This is a genomic window from Reichenbachiella faecimaris, assembly GCF_900176375.1.
GTDB classification, from domain to species: domain Bacteria; phylum Bacteroidota; class Bacteroidia; order Cytophagales; family Cyclobacteriaceae; genus Reichenbachiella; species Reichenbachiella faecimaris.
Window position 1 is genome coordinate 301,679 of record NZ_FWYF01000004.1, and the last position, 12,384, is coordinate 314,062.

A 12,384-nucleotide genomic window follows, 5' to 3' on the forward strand; every position below is an offset into this window, starting at 1 on the left:
CTTTCTATGGTTTCGAACCCATATCTCAAACAAATATATTACGTTTATCCTTCAATTATGACAAAGTACTTACTCCTCTATTCCTGTCTGTTTATCTCCTTTGGTTCTCTTGGTCAGAACCAAGTCCAACTCGCTAAACTCAAGTATGATGGTGGTGGTGATTGGTACTCCAACAAAACAGCCTTACCCAATCTGGCGTCGTTCTGTAACAGACACCTCAGAATGGATTTAGACAAAGTAGATGAAGTGGTCGAAGTAGGTAGCCCAGATATCTTCTTATATCCTTATATCTATCTCACAGGGCACGGCAATGTAGTTTTCAATTCACGGCAAGCAGAAAATCTAAGGAAATATATGATTGCAGGTGGCTTCCTTCATATTGACGACAACTATGGCATGGATCAATTCATCCGCTTGGAAATGAAGAAGGTCTTTCCCGAATTGGAATTTGTGGAATTGCCATTCAATCATCCCATTTATGATCAGAAATTCAAGTTTGAAAATGGCCTCCCAAAAATTCACGAGCATGATGGTAAGCCACCTCAGGGGTTGGGTTTAATCTTTGAAGGGCGTTTGGTGTGTTTCTATTCTTATGAATCTGATTTGGGCAATGGGTGGGAAGATCAGTCCATTTACAATGACCTAGAAAGCAAAAGACAGGAAGCATTAAAAATGGGTGCTAACATCTTGTCTTATGCTTTTATGAATTTTTAATCCACTCGAATATCAAATGTATCGAGTAAACCAATTAATCCATCCCTTGAGAACCTGGCCTTAGCAATTTTATTGTTCAGGGGATTGATGGAAAAATGCAGCGCAGTTCTGAGGTCAGCTTTTTCCAAATTGGTATTGTCGAATTGAGCCTTGGTCAATTTACAATCTAAGAATTTGGATTCGGTCAGGTCTGCTTCTACAAAATCTGCTTCTTCCAAAGTACAAGACTTAAAAGTTGTTCCTTTCAACTTAAGTTGATAAAAGGAAGTCAAATTCATCAAGCACTTTTCAAAATTCATTTCTAATAAAAAAGGGTTGCAGGATGAAAAATCAACTCCTTGCAATTTGCAACCAACAAACTTCACATCTTTAAATGCAGTATCTCCTAATTTTACACCTGAAAAATCGCAATCCACAAATTCACATTCCATGAAAACCCGGTGAGATAAATTCACGGCATTGAATAAACAGTTTTTGAAAGTGCAGCTCTCATACTCCCCTTCAGGAAAGACATCTTGGGAGTAATCTATATTTTCAAAGGTTTGGTCGTAAAAGGATTCAATCATTGTAGGCTATTTAGCCTAGCAATATGGGCATGAATAAGCTAAACAACAAAATCATTGAACCACAAATGAAGGCGCGTAGTTATAGCCGGATCGGGTCAGTTCTGTTTGATTAGTACCGTCTGCATTCATGATGAATATTTGCTGATTATCTCGCTTGTTACCGCGCTCAAATACTATCCATGTCCCATCAGGAGACCATCTTGGCCTGATGTCCAGGAGAGGATCATTCGTTAGGCGTAGGATTTTACCTGAAGCTATATTCATCTTGTAGATTTCCATATTTCCGTCTTGGTTGCCATAGTACAAAATATGCTTTTGGTCAGGCGACAACTGAGGCATTAGTTTGTCACTCTTCCCAGAACTCAATTGGTCTTTATCTGTGCCGTCAGGTTTCATACACCAGATTTGATAATCGCCCGATACTTGGCTTGAATAATAAATGCGCTCGTTCGAGGCCCAAGAAGGCATTGTGCAATTTCCTCCTTCGGAAATTTGCCTGATATTTTCACCATTCGAATTCATCGTAAATATTTCCGACCCACCATTTCTGCTCGACACAAATACAATCCGTAAACCATCCGGAGACCAGGATGGGCTGTACTCAGCACTACTGGCATCTGTCAATTGCTGAAAGTTGGCTGATTCCAGATTCATCAACCAAATCTTCCACCAGCCTTTTCGCTCTGAGGTAAAAACCATGTACTTCCCGTCAGGAGACATTACAGGGCTGCTGTCCTTCCTTGGGTGGTCAGTGATTTGTTTCAACTTTCCATCCTGATTGATGGAATAAATATTGTCATTATTATTTACCTGTCTGGTAAATAAAATCTCATACTGCTGAGCATAAGCTGATTGAACTAAGAAAATTAGAATAGTCAATATCTTTTTCATGGCCTCAATTTATCTAATCTATCCAATAATGGTTGGCCTCTAATATTCAGTAGAAAATGCCCTATGCCAGGGAATATTTCTAGTCGAGAATCAATACCTAAAGATTTTAATTTTGATTGCAGGGATTTGCTGCTCCTCACCCAATAGCCGTCATCCGCTCCCACCAACAACTGTACTTTCACCTCCTCAAGCCGTTTGAAATTGGTGTCAGAAGCGGATACACTAGCTGGCATGCCAGTAACGGAATGGAACAGTTCTGGTGCAGCCATCACTAACTTAAAGACTGGTGAGCTGTTGGCACTAAAACATACTGCATGAAACTTGCCCCCTTCTAAACTATAATTGTCTTTTAGATATTTTCGAATGGCTATCAATGCTTCGATCTGCCCGACACCCAAATAAATAGGTGCATCAATCAAAATCCAGGACTCGTTAGACTTAAAGTCTTTCCAGTAATAAGAACCTTCCAAACTTTCTAATTCTGAAGGCCCTACCACCACAGGGTAATCCTTTCCAGCATCATAAGACCCAGGCAGATGCAAAATGAACTCAACAGTTTTACCAGATTCAGTTTTGGTGGTGATCAGTTCAGATTGTGCTAAAGCACTGCATCCAATCACCAACATAGATAAGGCACTCAAAATTTTCTTCATACCTCTATTTTACTCACCTCGAACGAACGAGTTAATCAGAAAGTGACGAATCGTGAACTTTGGGATAAAACGTACTTACCTAGTTCTACCAAAACTATCTGGCTTATTGACCATTAATGTTAGCAGACCGAGTGTAATATAAATAGTGGCACTGAGGTACTTTTGAATATTGATGAAGCGTATACTGGACTTGAAATACTTCACTATCTTACCAGATAGCAGCACATAACACATATCACTTACAAAGGCTATTACCAAAAATACCAAGCCAAGAAACAAGATTTGAGAAGTGGTACCTCCGCGATCCGCATTGATAAATTGGGGCAAAAAGGCAAAAAAGAAAATAGCTGATTTAGGACTCAGGGTGTTCACAATAATCCCTTCATAGAATATTTTACTTAGCGATTTCTTCTCTGCCTGAATAGATACTATAGGCGTAACTTTATCAGTCAATTTTTTAATGCCCAAATAAATCAAATATATGGCGCCTCCGTATTTTAAAATAGAAAATGCAGTGGCCGAAGCCACCAGCAAAGCCGAGATCCCCACTGCAGCTGCTATCACATGAATCATAGCACCCAGTCCAACTCCCAGAACAGAAACCAATCCAGCCTTATAGCCTTGCTCCATGCTTTTCATCATGATATACAACACAGCTGGCCCTGGTACTACAATCAAAATAGTTGCTGCTGTGATGAACAATAGGATGTTTTCTGGGCTTGGAAAAATCATGGGTATACGGTTTGTTTCGGATAAATATAAATTAGAATTTCAAAGTGAATCAAATGTCACACACTTTACTTTCCATTCACTTTCGTTTAACTTCAACTTATGAATACAAGAAAGGTTGCCATAATCCCACCAGAAGAGTTCGCAAAGCTCAAATATCATGACGCACCCGAGCGTGCCGTGGGTCTGCCTGCAATAAGTTCTACCATGAAGCATATCAGTGAGGAAATGGGAATTATTGATGGGCTTAAGGTACTGAACAAAATGAATCAGCACGGCGGCTTTGACTGTCCAGGCTGCGCTTGGCCAGACCCTGACTATCATCGCTCTGCCTTAGGCGAATACTGTGAAAATGGTGCCAAAGCCATTGCAGAGGAAGCCACCAAAAAACGTGCTGATGCCAATTTTTTCAGACAGCACAGTGTGGAAGAAATGAGCTGCTGGAGCGATTTTCAAATTGGTAAGTCAGGGCGCATCACAGAACCTCTCTACTTAGCAAAGGATAGCTCACACTACCAACCTATTGCCTGGGATGAGGCCTTCACGAAAATTGGAAACAAACTCCAATCACTAAGCAGTCCAGATGAAGCAGCCTTCTATACTTCCGGCCGCACTAGCAACGAGGCGGCTTTTATGTACCAGTTATTCGCTCGGGAGTTTGGCACGAACAATCTCCCAGACTGCTCTAACATGTGTCATGAATCCAGTGGAACGGGATTAAGCAAAACTTTGGGGATTGGCAAAGGGTCTGTGACATTAGAAGATATTTACCAATCTGATTTGGTAGTGGTCATTGGGCAAAACCCTGGAACGAATCATCCACGCATGCTCGCTGCATTGGAAAAATGTAAGCAGAATGGTGGCTCTATCGTAACGATCAACCCTATCAATGAAGCTGGCACCAATGTTTTCATTGATCCACAAAATCCACTAAAAATATTGAAAGGTGGCACCAAACTGGAAGACCTCTACTTACAGGTAAAAATCAATGGGGATGTTGCCCTACTCAAAGCAGCTTTGCTACTCATGCTCAAGGCAGAAGAAGATCGACCAGGAACGGTTTTCGACCATGAGTTTATCGAAAGAAAATGTGAAAACTATCAAGAGTTGATTAATCATCTGCATGAATCAGATTATGGCACATGTGTATTGGAAAGTGGCCTTACTGATGTACAGGTTAGGAAATTTGCAGACTATTTAATTCAAAAGAAAAAAATTATCTTCTGCTGGGCAATGGGACTGACCCAACACGAAAACGGTGTGGAGAATGTGCAAGAAATTGTGAATATTCTTTTACTCAAAGGGAGTATAGGCAAACCTGGGGCAGGCACCTGTCCAGTTCGTGGACATAGCAATGTGCAAGGTGATAGAACCATGGGCATTTGGGAAAAACCAAAAGAGGACTTTCTGACAAAACTTGATGAACGATTTAATATCAAAAGCCCAAGAAGCCATGGCTATGATGTAGTAGATGCTATTCGAGCCATGGATAGCGAAAAGATAAAAGTCTTTATCAGCATGGGAGGCAATTTTATTTCTGCCACTCCTGATAGTCAGTTTACTGGTGCAGCCATGAAGAAGTGCGAGCTGACTATTCAAATCTCTACCAAACTGAATCGATCACATTTAGTGACTGGAGAGGAGGCCATAATTCTTCCTTGTCTTTCCAGATCAGAAGCAGACGAACAAAATGGCAAGCAACAATTCGTCACTACAGAAAATTCTATGGGGGTAGTGCAACAAAGTCTGGGAAGTTTCGATCCTGCATCCTCTGCATTGAAAAGTGAGCCAGCTATAGTTGCTGGATTGGCACTGGCCTCTTTACCCCAATCCAAAACCAATTGGCAGGAAATGATCTCAAACTATGACATCATTAGAACCCATATTGAGGCCGTCATTCCTGGCTTCAATGACTACAATCAAAGAGTCAGAAAAAAAGGAGGGTTCTATCTACCTAACGGGTCTAGAAATGGGGAATTCAATACTGAATCTCAAAAGGCGATTTTCACGGTTAATCCATTACCCAAAAATGACATTGATCCAGACCACTTTATTTTAATGACCATACGCTCTCATGATCAATTCAATACTACCATCTATGGTATGCACGACCGGTATCGAGGTATTCACAACGAGCGAAGGGTAGTTTTGATGAACCCATCAGACTTGGATAATCATGGATTTGAAAAAGGACAAGTGATTCATCTGACTGGTCATTATGGAAAAGAAACCCGTGAAGCCAGAAATTTTAAAATTATTCCTTACAACATTGCCAAGGGCTGTTTGGGGGCCTACTTTCCTGAAACCAATGTGCTGGTACCTATCAATCATGTGGCCAGAGAAAGTAATACACCCGTTTCGAAATTTGTGGAAGTGTCTGTTCACACCTAGCCTATTGGGTTTTTCAGACAAGTCACGCTGATAGAACTTTGACTCCTCACAACTCGCAAATAAATTCTAATCAGAAGGTTTAAAACCCACACAATTTTTCGTGAGTTTTGCGTTCGATTATCCAGTGTATGAGTAATAAGAAGAGAAAGAACCCCAGTGGAAAAAAAGTAAATCAAGCCAGTACATTTAGCCTGCTGATCAATTGGTCTTTACGGCTATTGGTTGTAGCATTAGTGGTTTTTATCTTGTTTTTCAGCGCCGTACATTCAGGTGTATTTGGACCCATTCCAAGTAATGAAGATCTAGAAAACCTGATCAACTCCCAAGCTTCTGAAGTCTATAGTCAGGATGGCAAACTGATCGGCAGGTACTTTCTAGAAAATCGCTCTGAGGTGAAAATAGATAGCATCTCTCCTGACCTCATTCATGCACTAGTAGCGACTGAAGACTCCCGTTTCTACGAACATCATGGTGTGGATCATCAAGGCATGCTCAGAGTATTGGTGAAATCCATCATTCTTGGTCAAAATGCGGGTGGTGGCAGTACAATCAGCCAGCAGCTAGTTAAAAATGTCTTTGGACGTGAAGCGCATGGTTGGATGACCATGCCAGCAGTAAAAGCTCGTGAAGCTGCAATTGCCAATAAATTGAATGAGGTTTATTCCAAAGACGAAATCCTTGAATTGTATCTCAATACGGTTTCCTTTGGTGAAGATACTTATGGTATCAAAACTGCCTGTGAGCGCTTTTTCTCTACCTCTCCTGGTGATATTAAGACTGAACAAGCTGCCGTACTGATTGGGATGCTAAAAGCCCCTCATTCCTATAATCCCAGACTCAACCCTGAAAGGTCTAAAACCAGACGCAATGTGGTTCTGGGTCAAATGGCAAAGGAAGGGTATTTGTCTCCTGACTCTGCTGAAATCCTAAAAGCACTTCCGCTGGAACTCAACTACAACAGAAACATTAGTGAAGCCTCAGCAGCTCAGCACTTGACCCAACACCTCAGACAACGTACCCAAAAGTGGTTGGATGAAAACTCCAATAAAGAAGGAGAATCTTACAGCCTGGAAACAGATGGCCTGAAAATCTATACCACTATAGACTCACGCATGCAGCGATATGCTCAAGAGGCTGTCATTGCACATCTTGACCATCTGCAAAAAGCTTTTGACACTGACCTGAAACAACAAGGCAAGTGGTCAGCTGAAATAGATGCCACTCTACAGTCTGGTTTTTTAATCACAAATCCACACAACGGGCAAGTACTCGCATGGGTAGGCGGACGTGATTTCAAAACTTCTCAGTACGATCATATTTTATCCGAGCGACAAGTAGGCTCAGTATTTAAACCAATAGTTTATGCCAAGGCGTTGGAAGATGGCTATGAACCTTGCGATTTTATTCCCAACAGACAAGTCCAATATACTCAGTATGATGGCTGGACGCCACAAAATTCGGATGGTGACTATACGGGCAGCTATTCCATTCTTGGTGGACTTACTCACTCTATCAACACCATCAGTGTGCAACTCTTGATGGAATCTGGCATTGAAGATGTAATCGAGTTTGCAGAAAGCTTGGGTGCCAAAAGTGATTTGCCAGAAGTGCCCTCCATAGCGCTAGGTGTGGCTAACATGTCTGTAGAAGAAATAAGCAACATTTATACTCCGTTTGCTAACGAAGGCTGGCAGCATCAGCAGGTGATCATCACTCGCATAGAAGATGCAGATGGGCAGGTTCTTTTCTCCAATATACTGGATGCGTCTGAACGTGTAGTTTCAGAGAAGGTCTCCAGACAAATCACTAACATGATGCAATCTGTGGCCAATCAGGGAACTGCCAGAAGGCTTCGTAGTTGGTATGGGATTCAAGGAGCAATAGCTGCTAAGACGGGCACTACACAAAACCATGCGGATGGTTGGTTTGTAGGTTATACGCCTGATTGGCTTGGAGTGGTATGGGTAGGTGCGGACAATCCTGGTTTACACTTCAGTAATATCAAAGATGGTCAGGGGGCTAACATGGCCTTACCCATTTGGTCCAAATTCTACCAAAAAGTAAACGCTGACCCAGAGCTGAGCAAACAATTGCATAGTTCCTTTCCTTTTACAAATGACCTAACATGCGAGCTCTTTCAGGAAGACAACTTCTTACAAAAGACCTTTAGGAAAAAACTAAAAAAAAACAAAGACACTGGGCTAGAAGAATCTGAAGATGCTCAGGAAGAACCCAAAAAGAAGAAACGCTTTTGGGATATTTTTAAGAAGAAGAAGTGAGTCATTTCCAGATTGATATTAAATCATGACATACAAACTACACCTTATAGAGGATTTGAGCTGATGGTATTTCACTAAGCTATGAAGCGAACAAGTAATTGTCAATCGCCTGCTTCCAGTCTTGTAAATCCTGCTGATACATCTGATTGATGTGTGTACGATTCAGTTCGTTACCTTCAGGTGTCAAACCAATGAAAGTATAAGTCACGCTAACCTTTGTTTGGGTGTTTTCAGCTTCGGATTCACACTTGACGGATATAGTCCAATCGCGATGTCGAGTGGATACAAAATACTGGATAAAGTAAGATGCAGGATCGAACTGTATAACCCTCCACAGACAACTTGGTTCTTTATTATCTCCATCAATTGAAAACGTAGTGCCTACTTCTATCACTTCTGTCTCAGGATAAATCAATTTTGGATTCCAGCTTGGCTCCCATTTTCGCTCTTCAAAAGCATCGAACAGGGGAAATACAAGTGTTATATTCTCGTCAATAATGAAAGATGCTGTTTGGCTAATTTTTTCTGCTGCAAATGGTCTTGTATTCATGAGTTCTGATTTTTTGCATCCCATCAGAGATAGGGTTGCTAATATGATTAAATGTTTCATGAGGCAAAATTGGCTCGTGCCTATCTCAATTGCATTTACATTTGTTGAGAAAATCGTTTGCGAGCCCGACTGAGTTGCGTGGGTGTAATGCCGAGGAAGTTTGCCACCAGATAGTGTGGAATGCGGTTGATGAGATTGGGATATTCTTCTAAAAACAGCTTGTACTTTTCAATGGAATCCAGATTGACCAGAGCTACCAAACGGGATTGCAATTGTTGATTCATTTTCTCAAAAGCTCTATTAATAATATCAGTGATCTCTTTATTCTTGTTGACGTGAGACATAACTTCAGAGAAATTTGCCATGGAGATAGTAGTTTTTTCTACTGCTTGCAAATTGATGGTAGCTGCTACATTGGGGATAAAATTTCCTGAAAGAATATCACCTTCATGGTAGAAATGTGTGGTGACTTCATTGCTGTCCTGATCATAGACAAAACCTCTGACCACTCCTTGTTCAATACTACCAATCTTTTGATTCAAATAGCCTTGCCTGATAAAATAATCGCCTTTTTCCAACACCAAGGTCTGATGCAGTGAATCCACGAATTTGTAAGGCTGTGCGATTGGCATGATCATATACTTTCTCTATCACAACAAATATAACCATCCCTAAATGAGGGGCTGTCATCAATATCTATTTACTGCATTTTAGCAGATTAGCATTTGTGATAAAGCATGTTATGCTTTGTCAACCGTCATTTTTAGCTAAAACTAAGTAGTCTACATTTGTAAGTATAAATACGTAATTAAGAACTCAAAATTACGTAAAACCAAATCGAACACTTATAAATTATGCAGACCATTATTTCACAAGAAAAAGCCACTCGAATCAATTTATTCGACCTTGAGTCACTACAAATGCGAACTTTCCACCTTAGTTGGATTGCTTTCTTTTTATGCTTCTTTGGTTGGTTTGCGCACGCTCCACTCATGAATTCTACCATTGGTCCAGATATGGATCTAACCAAGGCACAAAAAATCACTGCATTTATTGCTTCAGTAGGTGTTACTATTTTTGCTCGGCTGATCATAGGAAGTCTTTGTGACAAAATAGGGCCTCGAAAAAGCTATACCTATTTACTGGTATTTGGCGCCTTAGTAGTCGCTGGTTCTTCTTTTGCTTACAACTGGGAAACCTATCTGATCTCAAGAATGGCCATTGGTGTGATTGGTGCGTCATTCGTTATCACGCAATATCATACCACCAAAATGTTTGCCCCCAATGTAGTGGGCATTGCCAATGCCACCACGGCTGGCTGGGGTAACCTTGGTGGTGGTGTAACGCAGGCCATGATGCCCTTGATCGCTTCGGGTATGTTAGCCTTAGGGTTTGCAGAATCCGAACTTTCTAAATGGAGGCCTGCCATGTTTGTCCCAGCATTGATCATGTTGGGTGTGGCGTTCCTTTACTGGAAGTATACCAAAGACACTCCAAAAGGAAACTTTGATGAGGCACCTGAAGAGAAGCCTCAAACTGAAAAGGGCGAATCTGGCCTATTTATGTCTGCTGTGAAAGACAGAAGAGTCTGGATTTTGTTTGCCATCTATGGCGCCTGTTTTGGTCTAGAATTGTTTGTCAATGGTCGTGCTGCTACCTACTACCAAACCAAGTTTGAACTTAATGAAACTACAGCAGGTATGATTGCGGCTCTTTTCGGTTTGATGAACCTTTTTGCACGCTCTATGGGCGGGTGGTTAGGCGACAGATTCTCCAAAACTGGTGGGCTCAGCGGAAGAGTAAAATGGTTGGTGATGGTATTGTTTGCTGAAGGATTTGCCCTTATGCTGTTTTCAAGAATGGATATGTTGGGTTTGGCGATCATTACGATGATCATCTTCTCACTTTTTGTACAAATGGCAGAAGGCGCTACTTTCTCCGTAGTACCATTCATCAATACAAAATCACTGGGAGCTGTAGCAGGCATTGTGGGTGCAGGCGGCAATGTAGGTGCTGTCATGTATGCTCAATTTTTACTGAGAAGTGGGGCTACATTAGAAAACAGTTTCCTGTATTTCGGAATGGCTGTGGTAGCTATTAGTCTACTTGGGCTAGGCATCAAATTTTCTGATGCTGATGAAGCTGCTGCTGTCGAAGAGCAGAAAAAATTAGAAGATATCAAAAAGCAACTGCTATCCAAGCAGAAATTGGCCGCTTAAGATTTTTTGGGTTTAATGTTGTAAAAGCCGGCTCGTTAGTCGGCTTTTTTATGACTTGACGAGTCTGTCAGCTAAGCCATCCAGATAATTATCCCAACCACTATTATGTGCATCATAGCTTTCTTTGGATAAAAAACCAGTATGTTCTAGCTGAACGAGTGTTTGAAGGCCGTCATCCTTGAATATTACGGTCACCATAGTCTGCTCGTCACTTCCTTGCCATTGCCAAGAGTATTTTAGTTTTTCGTTTGGAATTACCTCTTCGAATAGGCCATTCATTACGCCTACTGCCTCGGCAGACTCTGCATACAGGTTCATGACACCTCCAGCCATTGGGTTGCATTCAATTTTTGTTATTGGTGCAATAGTCATCTGCGGTGAAATCCAGGCTTCGAAAAGTTCTTTTCTACCTACAGGTATGCTAAATTTCTTAAGAATGGTCTCTATTCCTTGCATCAAGATTTTACTTTTTAGCCATAGCTAATTTAATTCCTAAACCTATAAACATCATGCCCGTCACACGATCAAGCCAGGTCTTAAATTTGTAATTGGCTCGCATACGACCAGACAAGATAGAAGCAAAGAAAGCCAATAATAAGCACCACACGGTTCCCATAATCAAAAAAGTGAATCCTAGCAGAGAGAACGTCAACGCACTTTGCGAATAACCAGGGTCAACAAACTGCGGAATGAAGGCCAGGAAGAATAAGGCGACTTTCGGATTCAATACATTAGTGAGTACCCCAGACATGTAGATTTTCTTAAGGCTTTTGTTGTTACTGGGGTGATCCAGTTCAAATGAATCCTGAGGCTTAGCTACAATAGACTTGATACCTAAGAATATCAGATAAGTAGCTCCCAAATACTTCACCACCTCAAAAGCCAAAGCCGACTTGGCCAGAATAATAGACAAACCCAGTGTAGCAAAGAGACAATGTACCAGTACGCCCGTAGAGATACCCAATGCAGACATCAGTCCTGCCTTTTTGCCCTGAGAAATGCTTCTCCCTAAAATGTACATGGTATCTGTGCCTGGGGTAAGAATCAATAAAATTCCGGCAATTAGAAATGTTTCAAAGTTGATAATTCCGAACATAGGTTTTGAGTTTAGGTTTTGTTACTTCTGCACATACGAGAGACAAGTATAAAAGTGACATCCCCTATGGTCTATAAATATTCAAGTGCTCAACAGAATTCAGTCTCTTGTATTCTCTGACGCGGAACTAAGTTCCACGTATCTCCTCCCATGACAGTTATGAAAGTCGGTAAAACCGGATTCACCCAAAATTTCACCACCCCCTCTCCGATTCATCCACCTTATCCCCCAACTCATCTGCTTCATTCCCCAGCTTACCTATTTATTATTCTGAATCCTACCTCTATTACTGAGTT

12 protein-coding genes are annotated in these 12,384 nt (G+C 41.2%); 4 read left to right on the top strand and 8 right to left on the bottom strand.

Annotated elements, in window-relative coordinates:
• Window positions 1-57 precede the first annotated feature (57 nt).
• Window positions 58-714, top strand: coding sequence for a DUF4159 domain-containing protein (locus B9A58_RS17920; RefSeq protein WP_084374424.1), 657 nt, complete (start codon window positions 58-60; stop codon window positions 712-714).
• Here B9A58_RS17920 and B9A58_RS17925 read toward each other — a convergent pair.
• The 4 genes from B9A58_RS17925 to B9A58_RS17940 all read right to left on the bottom strand — a co-directional run bounded on the left by B9A58_RS17925 (window position 711) and on the right by B9A58_RS17940 (window position 3,556).
• Entirely contained in the window at window positions 711-1,280 is a 570-nt protein-coding gene (locus tag B9A58_RS17925; RefSeq protein WP_084374249.1) for a pentapeptide repeat-containing protein, read from the bottom strand. The two genes, B9A58_RS17920 and B9A58_RS17925, sit on opposite strands and share 4 nt — an antisense overlap.
• A 51-nt stretch (window positions 1,281-1,331) precedes the next feature.
• Window positions 1,332-2,171, bottom strand: a complete 840-nt coding sequence (locus tag B9A58_RS17930) for a TolB family protein (protein WP_084374250.1) — start codon at window positions 2,169-2,171, stop codon at window positions 1,332-1,334.
• Window positions 2,168-2,824: an alpha/beta hydrolase gene (locus B9A58_RS17935; protein ID WP_084374251.1), complete on the bottom strand. Its 657-nt coding sequence runs from the start codon at window positions 2,822-2,824 to the stop codon at window positions 2,168-2,170. The genes B9A58_RS17930 and B9A58_RS17935 overlap by 4 nt, the downstream gene beginning before the upstream one ends.
• 75 nt (window positions 2,825-2,899) lie before the next feature.
• Entirely contained in the window at window positions 2,900-3,556 is a 657-nt protein-coding gene (locus B9A58_RS17940; protein ID WP_245827109.1) for a LysE family translocator, read from the bottom strand.
• A gap of 99 nt (window positions 3,557-3,655) precedes the next feature.
• Here B9A58_RS17940 and B9A58_RS17945 point away from each other — a divergent pair, with 99 nt between their 5' ends.
• Together B9A58_RS17945 and B9A58_RS17950 are read left to right on the top strand one after the other, a co-directional pair.
• On the top strand, window positions 3,656-5,944 hold the full coding sequence (locus B9A58_RS17945) for an FdhF/YdeP family oxidoreductase (RefSeq protein ID WP_084374252.1): 2,289 nt from the start codon (window positions 3,656-3,658) through the stop codon (window positions 5,942-5,944).
• A 128-nt stretch (window positions 5,945-6,072) separates the two neighbouring features.
• Window positions 6,073-8,223: a transglycosylase domain-containing protein gene (locus B9A58_RS17950; RefSeq protein WP_084374253.1), complete on the top strand. Its 2,151-nt coding sequence runs from the start codon at window positions 6,073-6,075 to the stop codon at window positions 8,221-8,223.
• A 79-nt stretch (window positions 8,224-8,302) separates the two neighbouring features.
• On the opposite strand, the gene B9A58_RS17955 is transcribed toward B9A58_RS17950, so the two are convergent.
• On the bottom strand, window positions 8,303-8,833 hold the full coding sequence (locus tag B9A58_RS17955; protein WP_139793969.1) for a hypothetical protein: 531 nt from the start codon (window positions 8,831-8,833) through the stop codon (window positions 8,303-8,305).
• Between the two features lie 35 nt (window positions 8,834-8,868).
• A complete protein-coding gene (locus B9A58_RS17960) occupies window positions 8,869-9,405 on the bottom strand; it encodes a Crp/Fnr family transcriptional regulator (protein WP_139793970.1) in 537 nt (178 codons plus the stop codon).
• A 222-nt stretch (window positions 9,406-9,627) separates the two neighbouring features.
• Between B9A58_RS17960 and B9A58_RS17965 the strand changes: the two genes are divergently transcribed.
• Window positions 9,628-10,992 (top strand): MFS transporter, encoded by a 1,365-nt coding sequence (locus tag B9A58_RS17965; RefSeq protein ID WP_084374256.1) that lies wholly within the window; start codon window positions 9,628-9,630, stop codon window positions 10,990-10,992.
• 48 nt (window positions 10,993-11,040) lie between these two features.
• On the opposite strand, the gene B9A58_RS17970 is transcribed toward B9A58_RS17965, so the two are convergent.
• On the bottom strand, window positions 11,041-11,448 hold the full coding sequence (locus B9A58_RS17970) for an SRPBCC family protein (RefSeq protein WP_084374257.1): 408 nt from the start codon (window positions 11,446-11,448) through the stop codon (window positions 11,041-11,043).
• 7 nt (window positions 11,449-11,455) lie between these two features.
• Complete coding sequence (locus B9A58_RS17975; RefSeq protein WP_084374258.1) at window positions 11,456-12,088, bottom strand: LysE family translocator; 633 nt, start codon at window positions 12,086-12,088, stop codon at window positions 11,456-11,458.
• Window positions 12,089-12,384 lie beyond the last annotated feature (296 nt).